This is a genomic window from Pontivivens marinum (genome assembly GCF_900231835.1).
Lineage (GTDB): Bacteria > Pseudomonadota > Alphaproteobacteria > Rhodobacterales > Rhodobacteraceae > Pontivivens > Pontivivens marinum.
In genome coordinates this window covers 1-15121 of sequence record NZ_OCTN01000007.1, presented here as the reverse complement: position 1 = coordinate 15121, position 15121 = coordinate 1, and the positions used below count along the sequence as shown (strand labels likewise).

The following is a 15121-nucleotide window of genomic DNA, read 5'->3' as shown; positions in this document are numbered from 1 at the left end:
TCCCCCTCAGTAGGTCATGACGTAGGAGCTGAACGACATGCCCGAGCTGCCAATCCAGCAGCCCAGTTTATCGCCCCGCTTGACGCGTCCCGCATCCACATCGCGTGCGATGCTGGCGGGCATGGAGCATGTGCCCAGATTGCCGAATTCGGGGAACAGATAGCTGATTTTGCCGCCTGCCCCGACCTGCTCGGCCCATGCCTGATAGGCGTTCACATCGCCGCCTGTATGGGCATAGATCGTCTTGAGCTCATCAAAATGCGGTTCGATCTTTTGCAAGATATCGACCATATAGGAAAAGCTCTGGAACACCCGCGAGCTAAACGCCGTGAATGATCCCAGGCCGTTCAGCGCGATCAGCGAGCTGTCCATGCAGCGGCCTTCGTACCCCTCCAGCGGGATCGTGCACAAATCCGCGCCCTTCTTGGTTGAGATGTAATGACGTTCCCAATCGGGGCCGTCCGCGCTCAACACTGTGGCTGCCGCGCCGTCACCGCCGCAAAACGCACCGAACGAATACTCGAGGCTTTTGAAGTTCTTGAGCTGGAAGTTGCTGGGATAGGACACGCCGCCCTGCCGGAAATAATCCTCGGCATTCACGATCAGCGCGGTTTTATAGCGACCCGCCTTGAAGAAGCTCTCGGCGATGTCACAGGCGCGGCTCCACGCCATGCAGGCATCCATCACGTCGAAACAATCGACATGATCCATGTCCAGCGCCTGCGCGATGAAGTAGCTGTCAGCAGGTTCCAGAAACCCGCGTGCGATGCCGCAGAAAATCAACACGTCGATATCATTGCGGTCGATACCGGATTCCGCGATGGCCGCATCCGCGGCGCGGATCATCAGGTCCAGCGGCTTCTCGTCCTTCATCCAGTACCGTTGCTTAACCCCGATGGAGTTCAGCATGTACTCGACCGAGCGCAGCGCCGTATCCAGATCACCGTCGAACGTCTCGGTGCTGGTCTGACGCACCACGTCGATCACGTCGGCATTGGACATCTTGGTTTCGGGATGGACGAATTTGACGGCTTCGATCTTCATGATCCTGCCCCTTCGTTGAGAATTTTGCAGATCAGGCTGTCCATCTCCATGCAGGGCGCGCCGTGCAGACGCGCAATGCCCGAGGCGATGAACTGATCGTCGATGACGCGCTCGATGCGCACCTCCAGATCCAGATGCGACCCCAGCGGGATCGGCGCGTGATAGGTCACGCCCGACACATTGCCGAGCAGCACCTTGGGCGCGGTTCCGTCAGGTTGTGACAGGTTGAACAGCGCGATGGCCAATTGGCCAAGGCTCTCGATCACAAAGGGCATCGGCCATTCGGTTTCGCCGTTATGCAGCAAATATGGCTCGACCGATCCGACCGCCTTGCACCCGGTGGCGTGGCGCATCGGCTGCCATGTATCGATCCGGTCCAGCAACAGGAACGGAAACCGCTGTGGCAATATCGCCTGCAATGCCGCACCGCGCAGGGGCTCAGCCGTATCGTGCGAAATCTGGGTCGAGACGTTCACAGTACCAGCCCCCCATCCACGACAAGGGTTTGCCCCGTAATATAGGCCGCCCGATCCGAGGCGAGGAACGTCACCGCATTGGCAATATCGGCGGCCATGCCCATCCGCTTCATCCCAATCTTGCCCAGAATGTCCTTCTTGGCCTTCTCGGTCATGTCAGAGGTCATGTCGGTATCGATAAAACCGGGGGCCAGCGCGTTTACGCGGATATTGCGGCTGACCACCTCCTTGGACAGGGACTTGGTCATTCCGATCAGGCCCGATTTGGCAGCGGCGTAATTCACCTGCCCCGCATTGCCGTAAACACCTGCAACCGAGGATACGTTCACAATCGCGCCGGACCGTTGCAGCATCAGCTTCATCAGCACCTGCTGGGTCATGGTGAATACGCCGGTCAGATTGGTATCGATCACGCTGGACCATTGGTCCAAGGTCATCGCCGCCATCAGCCCGTCCTGCGTGATGCCCGCATTGTTCACCAACACGTCGAGCTGCTCCAACCCGTCCAGATGCTCGTCAAAAAACGCACGCACATCATCAGCATTGGCCGCGTCGCATCTCACGGCGGTAAAGTGCTGGCCCGGATATTTCTCGGCCAGTTCCCGCGTCAGGGTACGTGCGACCTCGTCATTGGAACGGTAGGTGAACCAGACATCGGCGCCCTGCGATGCGAACTCGGCCACGATGGCCCGTCCGATCCCGCGGCTGCCGCCGGTGACGGCAACATTCTTGCCCTTGAACATCGGTCTACTCCTCAGGACAGATCGAAAAGAAAATCGGATTTGGCGACCAGCCGCTCACCTACATGCAGGCGGCTTTTGATGACGGCGCGGGCGGAATCCTTGCCTACCCTGGGCGCGTCACACGCAATGTGCAGCACGTCACCGGGGCGCACGGGGGATAGATAGGACACCCGTTTGATCCCCTTGGCACGCCGTTCATGCCCCGTCAGATGACTGGCCAGACCCTCGGCCAAATGCTGCATCAGGTTCAGCGACATCACGCCCGGAAAGATCGGATCGTCCGGATAGTGCCCCAGCGCAAAACCGGTGGAGCCGCTAACAGCGTGGCGCGCGGTGCCCGCAACGTTGGAATATGTCTCGTTGGTCAGCATGGTGATCCTTCCTCAGCCGCATCCGCCGGCGTGATCGAATTCAAGGGGGGTGGTCGCCAGCGCACCGGCTGGAACCTGTGCATCCAGATCCTCGTCGATGGCCGCCAGGAAATCGGGCAACCGGTCGATGCCCCAGAATTGTGTGCGCCGCTTGGTGAACATCGGGGTGCCGAACACGTCCTCCATCCAGACACGGTGCAGGGCGGCGACGCCCTCGGAGCTAATCTCGGCGTCCTGCGGGGCGTCACATACGATCTGTGTCTGGCGTGCATCCATGCCCGCCGACCGGCAAATCTGTGCGATGGTTTCGGTGCGAGAGATATCCAGCCCCAGTTCCCACCGCGCACGGTAGACCTGCCAGAAAAATGGCAGGCCATGACCCAGACGCCGTGCCGCGAGGAACCCCAGATGGGATGCCTCCCACCACGGGTCCGGGTCCACAGGCCAAACATGCGAGACCCCGAACCTAGTCGTCAGCCGCTTTACATCCTTTAGGATGTAGCGATGTTTTGCGTCGCTCATCGGGGTGTATGGAAACACCCCGCCCTGCGCCTGCAATGCGGCACTTCGCACCGCATCCGGTTCGAAAAACGGCACCAGCTCCAGCGCGTCACCAGCATCGATAAGGCGTTTCAGCCCCATCGACGCCAGCCACGAATAGGGGCTGCGAAACGAAAAGAAATAGGTCCCGCGCATCGGCTCAGTCAGCCTTGACGAGGTTACGATGGATCGACTCTTTCGTGTCGTCATCAAACGCCACCAGCGACCAATCCGTGCGGTCGTTGATCCGCGCATAGCCGTGGGTGATGTGACCCGTCGCCGTTTGAACCAGCTTACCGTCACGCACCACATAGCAGTTCATGGCGTGGGTGTAGGTAAAGTCGCGATAGGTATCGACCAGCGTGTAAACGGTATAGAGGGTCTCCTCCATCATCGCCTCGGCCAGCAATTGTGCGCGGGCGGTTGGTACGACGGGAATCCATTTCTTGTCGTGCAGCATCTTACGGATCGAGATGCCGTTGGAGGCTAGGAATAGATCCTCGGCTTCCTCCAGATGACGGATATAGCCCGAATGCTTCATGCGCTCGTTGTAGTGGCAGTAGAAATACGGGATGCGCCACGCCCAAACCATCGAGGTGCCGTGCAACTCCTTCAACGCGGCAACCACAGGGTCCTCGCCATTGATCTCACCACGACCGTCCAGCAGATCGGGCGTCGCAGCGGCCAGGTTCATGAACTTGGACAGATCGCCGGTCGGCTCACGGTCGATCGTTTTGACTGTGATCGGGCCCAGAGCCTCAACCGGACTAGCGGCGATATCGGCGGTGACGGGGCTGTCATCCTCCTTGATCTGCACGCCAACGCGGCAGACCACGGCCTTGACCTCTTGCTCGCCACGCTGGGCGAAAACGTTGACCAGCAGGCGCAGTTCACCGTCGATATCCATCTCTGGATCACTGTCGATTTCGGCGCGAACCTGATCGTCGATGTGCAGGGCGTGCAGAATGCGCGCCTCGCTGTCCACGATCTCCAGGCACAGGCCGTGCTCCTCGTACAGCGCACGCTGGCGCAGATCGTTCTGACGGAAGAAGTCGATGATGGCTTCCTCAACCACGTACATGACGTGCTTAAAACCGATCCATGTGCAGATATTGTTCCCCTCGATCCGTGGGTGAATCGTGGAAATTGTCGGTTTCAGGGAATTGATCCAGGTCATTGTCAGAGCCTTTCAGTTACAAGTTCAGGAGTAGAAAGTGTGGTGGTGAGAAAGTCCGAGATCCGCGCCGCCGTCCGTGCCGCGTCCTCGATCAGCGCGAAGTGGTTCAACCCCTCCAGCGCCTCGAAACGGGCACCGGGGATGCGCGCGGCCAATGCGGCCACATCCTCCACCGGCAGCGAGAAATCATCGGCACCGGTCATCACCGCGCAGGGCATATCCAACGCGCTGAGGTCCAGTTTCGGGGTTTGCGACCATGCCATGAAAAACATGACCCAGCTCGACGGGCTGTATCCGTCCAGCAGGCGGTTCAGGATCGTTTCACGCGCGGCGGGCGACAGGGTGCGCCCGGGCATCCGCGCATCGATGCTGGTATTCAGGAACCGCTCGAACTCGTTGACGTAGCGCACAAAAAGCGGCCAGCTAAACGCGCTGTAATCCGTTTTGTAATAGGGCGATAACATCACCACGGCGTCCACATCGGGCAGACGCTGTGACTGGATCATCGACATCAGCGCGTTGGACCCGAAGGAATGGGCCAGAATCACCTTTGGCCCCTCAGGCAATTGGGCCCAGCCCTTGCGCAGAACTTCACCGCATTCGGGATAGCTGTACGGCTCGCCCACACCCGCATGCCATTTCAGGCTGAGCTGGTTATAGCTGCGAAACCGGCTGTCCAGCGCACGGCAAACCGGCTGCCACACGTCGGGCGTATCCGCGATACCGTGGATCGTGACCAGATGCCGCGCAGCACGGGGATCGGCCAACTCTGGCAAAATCCGGTGCGCGCTGGCCGGTATGTCGAATGTGGGGACCATGCCGTTCATGGCGCCACCACACACCAAGTATGCGCGCCCATCAGCACGGGGCTGTCGCATTCCGCTGCCAGCAACAGACGCAAAATGCCCTCCGCGCCGCTTGCCTCGCCGCAGACACGTTCCGTTGCGGCGCGGTCCGTGGCACTGAATGCTGCATCCATCACCGGCCGCACGCGGGGTGCATCGGCCTGATCGCCCAGCAATACCGCCGCCGCGCCGTGGAACCTGTACGCGACATCGGGGAATAGCGTGCGGATATCGGCGTTATCCACCTCAACCCCCACAACGACCACACGGTCGGCGCGCCCTGCGGCCAGCAATTGTTGCGCCAGCCCGATTGCATCCTCGCCCGAGCGGTCGCCGTTGCACAGCATCAGGTTGGTGCCGCGCAACTGGAACACAATGGCAATTGTCGCGGCCACCGCGTTGGAGGACGCATTGGGCAACGCCATCGCACTGGTCGCGTGCACATGCTCTGCCTCGATCTGGCGGGCGACCTGCACAACTGTGTCGATATTGTTGAAGTTCGAGGACACGATCACGGCTGTCCGCTCACGCTGTTCCGGCGTACCCAATGCATCACCCAATCCGGCGACGGCCATCAGCGACATCAATGTCGCTTCGTCCTTGTATCGCAAACCCTTGCGGTCCAGTGCCTTGGCAACAGTTTTATAGGTCAACTCAACCGGTGCGGCGGGACGCTGGTCCCGAAGTGACACGTCCAACTGACCGGGGCGATAAACCGATCCGGCAATCAGCGTGTATTCCGTTTGGCGCATATCAAGCGGCATCACGGTTCTCCTCATATCGGGACAGAAGCACGACAGAATTTACACCGCCAAAGCCGAAGGCGTTGACCTGCGCGATGCGTGTTTCCACCTGCTGCGCGGCACCTGACAGGCCAAAGCCTGCGGCCTCATCCACCGGATTGGTTGTGCCCGGGGTGGGGGGGATCGCACCGGTGCGCAGGGCGTGAATGGCCGCAATCACCCCGATGGCGCCCGATGCGCCAGAGGTATGGCCGGTCATCGCCTTGATCCCGCTGATCGCAGGCTTGTCCGCCACATCGGCAAAGGCTTGGGCCAGCACCGCGCTCTCGGTTGAATCGTTCAGGCCGGTGCCAGTGCCGTGGACATAAATCGCATCCACGGCATCCGGCCCGATGCCAGCGCGGGTATAGGCATCATGCAAAGCGCGGCTGATACCGGCAGCATCCGGCGCGGTTTCATGTACCGCATCCGTGCTAAGCCCGACGGCCATCACCTGTGCCAAGGGGGTACGCCCCGCCGCACGGGCGCTATCCTCCGTCTCAACAATCAGGGCCACGCCCCCATCGCCCATCAGCACGCCTTTGCGATATTTATCAAAGACCTGCACCGCCTCGACGCTTTCTGGATTCACGCGATCCAGCAGCCCGAACATCGAGGAGGTCAGCGTGTCACATCCCGCCGCAATCGCCATCGGCGCGCCCATCCGCACCGCATCCATCGCCAGTGCCAGCGCATAATTCGATGCAGCACAAGCGTTCGAGATGGTCAGCACCTGCTCCGCCGCGGGCATCACGTCGCGCACCGCAGCGGTGAAATCCAGATCGCCAACCGCAATCCGATCACCCGCTAATGCTGCCAATTCCGCCGTGCGCAATTCACGCAAACCGGTGCCGACATAGACGGGCACGGACATGGTGTGCACATCGGGGCCAGCCATAGTGACAGCCTCACGCAATGCGCGGCTTAGAAATGCGCTGGAACGACGACGTCCGTCGCCCTCACCCTTTTCCGCACGCTCATAGGCGATGGTCGATCCATATTGCGAGGGGCGCAGATGTTGCAGCGTGGCATTGCCCTGCCGCCCTGCGATAAATGCGTCCAGGCATTCGGGCGCAGTGTCGCCCACGCAGGTACATGCCCCTACGCCTGTAATGACGATCCGGCTCATTTCGGTCCCTTTCGGATGAGGAGAGCAGCGATATTGCCGTGCCGTTCCTGCGCCACGAGCAGCCCAATGCCCCCCGATGACAAAGCCGCCAAAAGCTGCCGCAATTGCAGGGCGTTATGCCCACTTCCGCCATTGCCATAGACATCGAATGTTGCCATTGGCGCGGCATCGGGACCCAGCGTTCGGGCGATTGCCTCACGCTCCAACGCGCGCTGATCGGGCCAGCAGGCGGACATCACGCTGGCATCAACCGCATCGGCGGTCACGCCTGCACCGTCCAGCACCTCGGCAATCAGATCGGTCAGCGCATCCGCCGACCCCGCATCGGGGTCAAAGGCGATGCGCACGCCCAGCACCTCGGCCAGCGCGGTGCGGCCCTGTGCCTGTGCCTGCGCAGCCGTTTCCAGCGCGACAAAGGTGCTGCATTCGGCAAAGCGTGGCTCCGTCCCCGCCTGTCCCGCGATCAAGGTCGCGGCCGCCTCGCCCACCTCGGAATGTTCCTCAACACCACCGGCCAGCAGCATCTGCGCGCCGCCACGGCGCAACTGGATGTGGCTGTATTCCAGCGCAGCGAGGAAGCTCATTTCGTGGCACGAAATCGTCGTGTTCGGACCGCGCAACCGATACCAAATCGCGGCTTGGCCAGCAGCGCAGTTCATCACCGTATTGGGAAACAGCGCCGGATTGACGAAATCGGGCCGGTCATAGGCAAGCGTCTCGTAGGTAAAGCGCACAATACTGTCGATGCTGCCCTGCGCGGTGCCAACCACGATCCCCACATCATCGCGCGGGGTTTCACGGTCGATCCCCATTGTGGGCATCAAATCGGCCATGCCGCCAATGGCCAGCGCGGTCAGCCGGTCCATATTGCGCGTACCCTTCTTTCCCAGCGTCTCGCGGGTTTCAAAGGACAGGCGGCTAAACGTGGCGGGCGGGGTGGGTGTGTCGGGGCCAATATGGCTCAACCCGCTGATGACGATTGCATCGGTCATGTCATGCTACCTCCCGATCCAGCGCGCCATAGACGGTGATCGCGTTGTTGCCGCCAAAGGCGAAGCCGTTGTTTTGCGCGATCCGCACCTGTTGCTTGCGCGATGCGTTTGGTACGCAATCGGGAATACAGTTCGGATCGGTCGTATCGTGATTGATCGTGGGCGGCAGGAACCCGCGCCCGATGGCCAGAATGCACGCGATCGAGGCAATGGCGCTGGCCGCCCCCATCGAATGCCCGACCATGGATTTGATGGAGCTGGTGGGCGGAACATGGGCGCCGAACGCCGCCTTGATCGCCTGACTTTCCACCGTGTCATTGGCCGAAGTACCGGTGCCATGGGCGCAAACGTAATCGACCTGTGATGGCTGAACGCCGGCATTGTCGTGGGCGATGCGGATGCAACGGGCCACGCTTTCGGCATTCGGGCTGACCATGTGATCGGCATCGCAGCTCAACCCGTAGCCCAGCAGCTCCGCATGAATGCGTGCGCCCCGCGCCTGCGCTGAGCTAAGCGTTTCAAGGATCAAGATGCCCGACCCCTCGCCTGTTAAAATACCTTGCCTGTTCAAATCGAAGGGCTGGCATTTTTCCGGTGCGATGGTGCCGAGGCGACTAAAGCCTGAATAGGTCTTGCGGCAAACACTGTCCGATCCGCCGCACACGGCGATATCCGCTTGTCCTGCCCGCAGCATGTCAAAGGCGTTGCCAATGGCGTAATTTCCCGCCGAACAAGCGGTAGAGATGGTGCGCGATGCACCGCGCAGCCCGAATTCACGGCTGATCGCGTTGGACAGATTGCCCGCCGCCGATTTCTCGATCAGCTCGGGCGGGGCGTCCATCAACCCGCTTGCAACCCAATAGCGGGCCAATTCGTCCAGCGTCTGGCTCTCACCATCGGTGGTGCCAATGGTAACGGGGATGCGGCGCCCCTTTAGGTCCGCCTCGTCCAGGCCCGCATCTGCAAACGCCATACGCGCCGCCCCGATGGAGAATTGGCTAGAGCGTCCCAGCGCCCCAACAGGCGTGTTGCGCACATGGGCCACCGGATCGAAATCCTTGACCTCGCAGGCTTGCGGCGCGCCGAAACCGGACACGTCGAAATTATGTGCGGGCGCGCGGCCCGAATGCCCTTCAATCAGGCCCCGTTCGAAATCGTCCAAAGTGCAGCCAATGCTGCTGACGACGCCGAGTCCGGTAACGACGATCCGTTCCATGTGCTTCATTCCACGTTGATGGCCGCGAGGCGACCGGCCCCGTGCGGGCCGGCTGCGATGTTGGGAAGGGGGGCGTTACCAGCCCGCGTGCTGCGCCACGACGCCGTAAACACCGTCGAGATTGACCATTTTGGGCAATTCTTCCTGCGGGATCTTGATCTTGAAGGTCTTTTCCAGCGTCGCCAAAATCTCGATCGCGCGCAGGCTGTCCGCGTCGTGATCTTCCTTGAACAGGCTGGTCTGTGTGACCTCGTCCTCTTCCAGTTCCAGGATGTCGCAGACCAGTTCCTTGATGGTCTCCATACGGCTGTTTTGTGTATCAAGCATTGTTTAACCCTCTTGGTTTACAGGATAATTTGAACAGATGCCCGTTGCCGGACAGGATTAGAATGCTGCCGCCGGTCCCGTTCAGGATCGCGAGGGTCAGCAGACTAAACAGATGCATGTCCGCGATCAGCACATCTGACAGCGTGCTGGCGGGCATGAATTCAAAGGCACAGCGCGCGTGCTGTAGCGGCCTGATCAACGCGCGCAATTGCGGCGTGTCGGCAGCGATCAGGGTGACCTCACCTGCGATGGCTGCAATCTCACGCAATAGGGCCGTATCGGCATCGCCTTGCAGGCGGGACCAGCCGTCGAACACGATTTCGGCCACGGCGCTGTCACCATGTTCCAGATCCAGCGACCACAACACCGCACCATCGGCGGAACCGGGTACATGCTCGACTTGCCCAATGACGCAGGCCCCGACATCGCCCCGCGCCATCGCGGTTGCCGCCTGCCACAGGCAGATCAGGGCAGAATCATCGCCACCGGTCAGCGTCATAACAGGGCCGGTAATGCCAAAGATCCGCGCCAACGTTCCCGCCGGACCATTGACCGAGGCGGACGGCGCGCTGGCCGCACCGGGCAATACATCAGGGCAACCGTTCAGACCGCGCACGATCTGGCGACGATGCTCCGTATCCGCGGACCCCGTGCCCAGATACAACGCCGCATCTGCCCCGCCGCGGATCGCATCACCAATCCGTTGCGCCGCCGCCAGCGCATATTTCGTCGGATGCGATAGATAGCGATGACCCTTGCGGCCCAAATGCGCGGTGGCATCAAACCACGTGCCCATATCAGGCACCGGCGCGGCAGGGATGCCCCCATTCACGCCCATCCAGCCCGGCGTCATGGCGGATACGGCGCGGATATGCAGCACGGGGGCGGTCATATCGCCCCCTCGGCGCGGCTCATCACCACGGCGGCGTTATTGCCGCCAAAGGCACTGGCCCCGATCAAAGCGGCACGCGCCCCGCCCTCGTGCAATGCCTTAGCCGCCACCGCCATGGAAAACGCCGAACTAGCCCCGCAAGTATGGCCGATATCGCCCTTTAGCAGCACCATCCGACCCCGAGCGTCATCCCCGAACAGCGTGTCCAGCAACCGCGCCTCGATCGCGTCGTTCAGCTTGGTCCCCGTTGCATGGGGCACGAAAAGGTCGATCTCTGCATGCTGATGCCCGCCCTGCGCCAGGGCCTGATCGACCCCACGACGCACAGCGCGGCCCTCAGGCTCGGGCGCGGTGTCGTGATAGCCGTCACAGGTCAGGGAAATACCGCTGAGCCGTGCATAGGTGCGCTTATTCCCCTGCGGCGTGTCGGTCAGCAGCAATGCCGCTGCCCCCGCGCCCAGAACGGTGCCGTTACGACGCTCGGTAAAGGGGAAGCACCCCGCAGGGTCCAACGCCATCAAGGACTTAAAGGTATATTGCGAGCTATCGCTCTTGGACTCGACCCCGCATAACAGAACGTGCCCTGCCCCCTGCGCCAGCAGATCCCGCGCCAGCGAGGCCGCATAGGACGAGGACGAACACGCCGTCGCCACGGTCAAAACCACACCGGTCAAACCCATCGCATCAGCCATCTGTCGTGCCAAATCATAGGGACGGGCCGGTGCCTCCGTATCCGCCTCCAACGCGCGGGTATCCCCCGCGCCGGTTGCCAGAACCAGCGAGACCGGAACCTCAGCCGGTGAGATTTCGGCATCGTCCAACGCCGCCCATGCCGCATCCAGACCCAGTGCGAAACCGTCCCGCACTTCGTCTTCCTCCAGCGTTCCCTGGAAAAATGGAGTCTCGCCGATTTCGGAATAGGCGAACGCACCTGTGGCGGCCATCAAGGCGCGCTTGCACCCCAGATCGGCCACATCACGGCCCAATGCGGAAACAACTCCGATGCCTGTGACGCGGATCATGACGCCACCGCCAGTCGCACGACATAGATTTTGGCAACGGAGGTGATTGACCGATCCCCCACCCGCGCCTGCCCTGACAGGATCGCCAACGTGTCGGTCAAGGTTTCGATCCGCGTGACGAAATCGATGACCTCACCTGCCATGGCGACACCGTTCAGGTGAATACCATCCAGCCCGGCGACCAGAATGACATGACCCGGATCGGCCATATCCCAGCGTTGCGCCAGCAACGATGCGGCGGCCTGCTCGATCCCCTCGATCACGCCGCCCACCGGATAGCGGGCTGTTTCAGCGCGATCCAACTTGCGAAAACAATAATCGGAATAGGAAACGAACTTGCGCGCCACCCCCCGATCCGTCGCACTGTCCTGCCCCACCAGATCGATGGCCAGCAATGGATAGCGCTGCGGCAGATAGTCAAAGGCAGGATGCATTTGCGGCGCAGGGTTCGGCGCATCCAACTGCTGTGCCAGCCCCTGAACCCGCTCAAATCGCAGCGTCGCGACCTGCTCGTCCCCGCGCGTCACCGAGATTTTGGACCGGTCATCACCATGCACTGCGGCAAAGCGAATGCGGTCACCGGGGCGGATGCCCTGCCCGAATTTAGAGCGTGCAATCTGCCAACCGCACTGCATCAAGGACGGCAACCCACGGTGCGCTGCAACCATATCGCAGCAAAGCTCCGTCAACAGCGATGCAGGTACGACGGGATAGTCGGGATAGTGTCCCGCGAATACAGGATCGTCGCCGCGAAAGTCCAATTCAACCACAGCCGTGCTGTTAATTGCGCCGATCATATTACCAACGCCAACAGATTGTGAAAATGTGAAGTCGAAATAGCCTGACACGCGCCTTCTCCTTTCCACAGATCAGCGCTGTCGCACCTTTTCTGTATTTTCAGAAATATACGGGCAGCGTATCGCCGACCGGACTTGTTTACGTCTTGTCATGACATTGGCCGAGAGCAGCTCTCGCAAACAACTACCTAAACCGGTGGTTGAGTAGATGTGCAGCGAACACTTATGCAGTGCAGCACTCTTTTCGTTTACCCTTCCGAAAGGAACCGTCATGAGAACCATCGTTATTCACTCTGGAAATCTCGACCGGACGCACCGCTATTGGCTGGAGCATCACAAGCTGCGCCATGAGATTTTCGTGAACCGTCTGGGTTGGGATATGACCTGCCATAACGGCATGGAATATGATCAGTTCGACACAATAGCCGCGCGCTATGTTGTGGTTGTGGACGATGCTGACAGGGTACGCGCGGTGTCACGCCTGGTGCCCACCAGCTCACCCTATATGATCGAAACGCTATGGCCGGATTGGTTAGAGGGCACGCCCCCAAACAACCCTAACGTGTGGGAAGCCAGCCGATTCGGTTGCTGCACCAGCCTGACCACGCAACAGCGCAGCGAGGCAATTCGCCTGATGCTGGCAACGATCTATAACCTCAGCCGATCGCATCGGGTCGAGAATTTGTTGATGGTCATGCCCAGCTTTATCTTCGAACGAATCATCCGCCCCTGTGGCTATGACGTTCAATATATCGGCGCGGAACGTGTAATCGACCGCCTGCGCACGCGCCTTGCCAGTGTTCCAATTGGTGAGGCAATAACCGCCCCCCTACCCTGCCATACCGCCCCCCGCGTGGCACAGGTAATGGAATTGCCCAATGCCTGATGACGATCGCCGCAATATATTCATCGCGATCCGCTATCTTGCACGGGAGGCTAACAAAGAAAAAATGAAGGATGTCGCCCTGATTTTACGCCGCGCTTTGCGGCTGGATCGGGGCGCCACGGAGGAAACGCCCCCTGAAAAATCCCCACAAAAGGACGATCCAGATTCGTCGTGATGAGCGGGAAAATAAAATTTAAATCATTCCTGAAGCTCCACTAATTTATTTCCCTATATTCTGTCGACACTCACCTGGGTGAGGAAGCACCCAACTACCACTTTCAATCTTAGGTTGTGCTTTGTGTCATTGGGCACCTTCTTTCGTCTTAAAAATCCTGTACATAGCGTGTAAGTTTTCTCAGTAGCGTAGCGTAAGCCGCCATTGGTTTGGCGAGGAGATGATTTGAAGTGGAACCCGGCATCTGCTGGACATTGCAGTGAGATTTACAGCCAATGGTTGAGAAAATATCCCACACGCCGGGTTCAGCGTATCTGCTGACCTATAACCGCGATCCCTTGGCGCCCCCATTATCACAATACGAGCTGGGTCAGAAAATCTGCCTCGATATGGGCTTTGACCACTTTGCGGTTTGCCATGTCGGGCGTACCAGCATGGATTGCAAACAGGCTGGCGCGAACTGCTTCGTGACCAATTTCCCGACCGCTTGGGTTGAGAAATATACGCTGGAAAAGCTGTTCCATTCCGACCCCATTCTGGCCTTTGCGCCGCGCACAACACGGGCAACCCCGTGGGCCGACCTTGGCAATCTGGGCGCATTAACCCCTGATAATCGCAAGGTTCTGGACATCGCAGCGGAACATGGCATCCGCTCGGGCCTGTTTATGAGCGCGCGAAACTTTGCCGGTGACATGCAGATCGTTTCATTCAGCAACACATACCTACGCGATTTTTCCGCGCAGGAACGACACTGCGCCACGCTGGTGGGTCTGGCGCTGGCCGATGCTGCCGCAGAAACAGGCAACACACAGCCTGAAACAAAGGAAGCGGAATTCACCGCCCGCGAACTGGAATGCCTGACATGGGTGGCCGTCGGAAAATCCTCACACGATACAGCTATGATTTTGGGGATCAGCAACAACACAGTGGATTTCCACGTTAAAAACGCAATGGCCAAATTAGAGGCGTCCACCCGCACCCTAGCAGTAGTTAAGGCATTACGAATGGGCCTCATAAATCCATAATTCAATCAATTAAAATCACGACTGACTGCCAAACAATACCGCAATATCTTTTTAATAATAAATTTGACTAAACGACGCCGAAAATAACATGATGATCGATAATATCAAATATCACCTGTTAGGCGTAAATTTATGTCAAGTATCGAGGCAACCGTCCAAAACTTATCCGCTAGAATTCGCGAACACGGAAAAACAATCAGCACTGAGGAAGCCGCGAAAACAGCTATCGTTTTGCCTTTGATCTGGGCGTCACCGCGATCGAAGCCGTCTTGGCCGAGGCTGAAAACGAAACGCTCGCTTACGATCCGGCCACAGGCAAGACAACGATGCAGGATCCCACGCCAGTAAAGAAGGCGCCACCAAAACTCCGGACACAGATCGTGCAGCTCGCCAAAGGGCTCGCCTTCGTGGAGAGCAATCTCTTCGCGCGCATCTTCCGATTGGACGAACAGATCAGCAGGATGCGGGCGTTCCTGACGCGGAACGATATCGAGCGGCAGCAGAAGCGGGACGCGCAACAGATCATAGACGATGTCGCGGACGATGAACCGGGGATGGGAGGAATGACCAAATGAACTTGGTGGGCTTGACCTGCTCCCCATTGAGTCCGCTAATTTAGGTTAGCTCTGTTCAGGTTTTGGTCTTCCTTTGACCGGTTAACATATTCGGCTGGTGTTAGGCC

19 protein-coding genes are annotated in these 15121 nt (G+C 59.6%); 4 read left to right on the top strand and 15 right to left on the bottom strand.

Annotation, left to right across the window (positions count from 1 at the left end):
- Positions 1-6: 6 nt before the first annotated feature.
- The 15 genes from CR254_RS14190 to CR254_RS14120 all read right to left on the bottom strand — a co-directional run bounded on the left by CR254_RS14190 (position 7) and on the right by CR254_RS14120 (position 12404).
- Entirely contained in the window at positions 7-1044 is a 1038-nt protein-coding gene (locus tag CR254_RS14190; protein ID WP_097931105.1) for a beta-ketoacyl-[acyl-carrier-protein] synthase family protein, read from the bottom strand.
- Positions 1041-1520 (bottom strand): 3-hydroxyacyl-ACP dehydratase FabZ family protein, encoded by a 480-nt coding sequence (locus tag CR254_RS14185; protein ID WP_097931103.1) that lies wholly within the window; start codon positions 1518-1520, stop codon positions 1041-1043. The genes CR254_RS14190 and CR254_RS14185 overlap by 4 nt, the downstream gene beginning before the upstream one ends.
- Positions 1517-2263, bottom strand: coding sequence for a 3-oxoacyl-[acyl-carrier-protein] reductase (fabG, locus tag CR254_RS14180; RefSeq protein ID WP_097931102.1), 747 nt, complete (start codon positions 2261-2263; stop codon positions 1517-1519). The genes CR254_RS14185 and fabG overlap by 4 nt, the downstream gene beginning before the upstream one ends.
- 11 nt (positions 2264-2274) lie before the next feature.
- Positions 2275-2634 carry an ApeI family dehydratase gene (locus tag CR254_RS14175; protein ID WP_097931100.1) on the bottom strand — a complete coding sequence of 120 codons (360 nt, stop codon included), beginning with the start codon at positions 2632-2634 and terminating at the stop codon, positions 2275-2277.
- A 12-nt stretch (positions 2635-2646) separates the two neighbouring features.
- Entirely contained in the window at positions 2647-3330 is a 684-nt protein-coding gene (locus CR254_RS14170) for a DsbA family protein (RefSeq protein WP_180956021.1), read from the bottom strand.
- A 4-nt stretch (positions 3331-3334) separates the two neighbouring features.
- Positions 3335-4351 (bottom strand): thioesterase family protein, encoded by a 1017-nt coding sequence (locus CR254_RS14165; protein ID WP_097931098.1) that lies wholly within the window; start codon positions 4349-4351, stop codon positions 3335-3337.
- A 2-nt stretch (positions 4352-4353) separates the two neighbouring features.
- Positions 4354-5178: an alpha/beta fold hydrolase gene (locus CR254_RS14160; protein WP_097931096.1), complete on the bottom strand. Its 825-nt coding sequence runs from the start codon at positions 5176-5178 to the stop codon at positions 4354-4356.
- Positions 5175-5960: a beta-ketoacyl synthase N-terminal-like domain-containing protein gene (locus CR254_RS14155; protein ID WP_180956020.1), complete on the bottom strand. Its 786-nt coding sequence runs from the start codon at positions 5958-5960 to the stop codon at positions 5175-5177. The genes CR254_RS14160 and CR254_RS14155 overlap by 4 nt, the downstream gene beginning before the upstream one ends.
- Positions 5950-7107 (bottom strand): beta-ketoacyl-[acyl-carrier-protein] synthase family protein, encoded by a 1158-nt coding sequence (locus CR254_RS14150; protein ID WP_097931092.1) that lies wholly within the window; start codon positions 7105-7107, stop codon positions 5950-5952. Before CR254_RS14150 ends, CR254_RS14155 begins: the two co-directional genes overlap by 11 nt.
- Positions 7104-8099 (bottom strand): beta-ketoacyl synthase N-terminal-like domain-containing protein, encoded by a 996-nt coding sequence (locus CR254_RS14145; RefSeq protein ID WP_097931090.1) that lies wholly within the window; start codon positions 8097-8099, stop codon positions 7104-7106. The genes CR254_RS14150 and CR254_RS14145 overlap by 4 nt, the downstream gene beginning before the upstream one ends.
- A gap of 1 nt (position 8100) precedes the next feature.
- On the bottom strand, positions 8101-9315 hold the full coding sequence (locus CR254_RS14140) for a beta-ketoacyl-[acyl-carrier-protein] synthase family protein (RefSeq protein ID WP_219618024.1): 1215 nt from the start codon (positions 9313-9315) through the stop codon (positions 8101-8103).
- 75 nt (positions 9316-9390) lie between these two features.
- The gene (locus tag CR254_RS14135) at positions 9391-9642 is read right to left on the bottom strand and encodes an acyl carrier protein (protein ID WP_097931087.1); all 252 of its coding nucleotides are present in this window, start codon (positions 9640-9642) and stop codon (positions 9391-9393) included.
- Positions 9635-10534, bottom strand: coding sequence for a beta-ketoacyl synthase N-terminal-like domain-containing protein (locus CR254_RS14130; protein WP_097931085.1), 900 nt, complete (start codon positions 10532-10534; stop codon positions 9635-9637). Before CR254_RS14130 ends, CR254_RS14135 begins: the two co-directional genes overlap by 8 nt.
- Positions 10531-11556: a beta-ketoacyl synthase N-terminal-like domain-containing protein gene (locus tag CR254_RS14125; RefSeq protein WP_097931083.1), complete on the bottom strand. Its 1026-nt coding sequence runs from the start codon at positions 11554-11556 to the stop codon at positions 10531-10533. The genes CR254_RS14130 and CR254_RS14125 overlap by 4 nt, the downstream gene beginning before the upstream one ends.
- Positions 11553-12404, bottom strand: coding sequence for an ApeI family dehydratase (locus CR254_RS14120; protein WP_097931081.1), 852 nt, complete (start codon positions 12402-12404; stop codon positions 11553-11555). The genes CR254_RS14125 and CR254_RS14120 overlap by 4 nt, the downstream gene beginning before the upstream one ends.
- A gap of 220 nt (positions 12405-12624) precedes the next feature.
- Between CR254_RS14120 and CR254_RS14115 the strand changes: the two genes are divergently transcribed.
- The 4 genes from CR254_RS14115 to CR254_RS14100 all read left to right on the top strand — a co-directional run bounded on the left by CR254_RS14115 (position 12625) and on the right by CR254_RS14100 (position 15014).
- Complete coding sequence (locus CR254_RS14115) at positions 12625-13239, top strand: acyl-homoserine-lactone synthase (RefSeq protein ID WP_180956019.1); 615 nt, start codon at positions 12625-12627, stop codon at positions 13237-13239.
- Complete coding sequence (locus CR254_RS14110; protein ID WP_097931077.1) at positions 13232-13414, top strand: hypothetical protein; 183 nt, start codon at positions 13232-13234, stop codon at positions 13412-13414. The genes CR254_RS14115 and CR254_RS14110 overlap by 8 nt, the downstream gene beginning before the upstream one ends.
- Positions 13415-13689: 275 nt before the next feature.
- Complete coding sequence (locus CR254_RS18090; protein WP_219618023.1) at positions 13690-14439, top strand: autoinducer binding domain-containing protein; 750 nt, start codon at positions 13690-13692, stop codon at positions 14437-14439.
- A 269-nt stretch (positions 14440-14708) separates the two neighbouring features.
- Positions 14709-15014, top strand: coding sequence for a hypothetical protein (locus CR254_RS14100; RefSeq protein WP_145996750.1), 306 nt, complete (start codon positions 14709-14711; stop codon positions 15012-15014).
- The last annotated feature ends 107 nt before the right edge of the window (positions 15015-15121 follow it).

Excerpts from the sequence above, each read along its gene's own strand:
- CR254_RS14190 (WP_097931105.1), bottom strand. The coding sequence starts at position 1,044 with ATGAAGATCGAAGCCGTCAAATTCGTCCATCCCGAAACCAAGATGTCC.
- fabG (WP_097931102.1), bottom strand. The coding sequence starts at position 2,263 with ATGTTCAAGGGCAAGAATGTTGCCGTCACCGGCGGCAGCCGCGGGATC.
- CR254_RS14175 (WP_097931100.1), bottom strand. The coding sequence starts at position 2,634 with ATGCTGACCAACGAGACATATTCCAACGTTGCGGGCACCGCGCGCCAC.
- CR254_RS14170 (WP_180956021.1), bottom strand. The coding sequence starts at position 3,330 with ATGCGCGGGACCTATTTCTTTTCGTTTCGCAGCCCCTATTCGTGGCTG.
- CR254_RS14165 (WP_097931098.1), bottom strand. The coding sequence starts at position 4,351 with ATGACCTGGATCAATTCCCTGAAACCGACAATTTCCACGATTCACCCA.
- CR254_RS14160 (WP_097931096.1), bottom strand. The coding sequence starts at position 5,178 with ATGAACGGCATGGTCCCCACATTCGACATACCGGCCAGCGCGCACCGG.
- CR254_RS14155 (WP_180956020.1), bottom strand. The coding sequence starts at position 5,960 with ATGCCGCTTGATATGCGCCAAACGGAATACACGCTGATTGCCGGATCG.
- CR254_RS14150 (WP_097931092.1), bottom strand. The coding sequence starts at position 7,107 with ATGAGCCGGATCGTCATTACAGGCGTAGGGGCATGTACCTGCGTGGGC.
- CR254_RS14145 (WP_097931090.1), bottom strand. The coding sequence starts at position 8,099 with ATGACCGATGCAATCGTCATCAGCGGGTTGAGCCATATTGGCCCCGAC.
- CR254_RS14140 (WP_219618024.1), bottom strand. The coding sequence starts at position 9,315 with ATGGAACGGATCGTCGTTACCGGACTCGGCGTCGTCAGCAGCATTGGC.
- CR254_RS14135 (WP_097931087.1), bottom strand. The coding sequence starts at position 9,642 with ATGCTTGATACACAAAACAGCCGTATGGAGACCATCAAGGAACTGGTC.
- CR254_RS14130 (WP_097931085.1), bottom strand. The coding sequence starts at position 10,534 with ATGACCGCCCCCGTGCTGCATATCCGCGCCGTATCCGCCATGACGCCG.
- CR254_RS14125 (WP_097931083.1), bottom strand. The coding sequence starts at position 11,556 with ATGATCCGCGTCACAGGCATCGGAGTTGTTTCCGCATTGGGCCGTGAT.
- CR254_RS14115 (WP_180956019.1), top strand. The coding sequence starts at position 12,625 with ATGAGAACCATCGTTATTCACTCTGGAAATCTCGACCGGACGCACCGC.
- CR254_RS14110 (WP_097931077.1), top strand. The coding sequence starts at position 13,232 with ATGCCTGATGACGATCGCCGCAATATATTCATCGCGATCCGCTATCTT.
- CR254_RS18090 (WP_219618023.1), top strand. The coding sequence starts at position 13,690 with ATGGTTGAGAAAATATCCCACACGCCGGGTTCAGCGTATCTGCTGACC.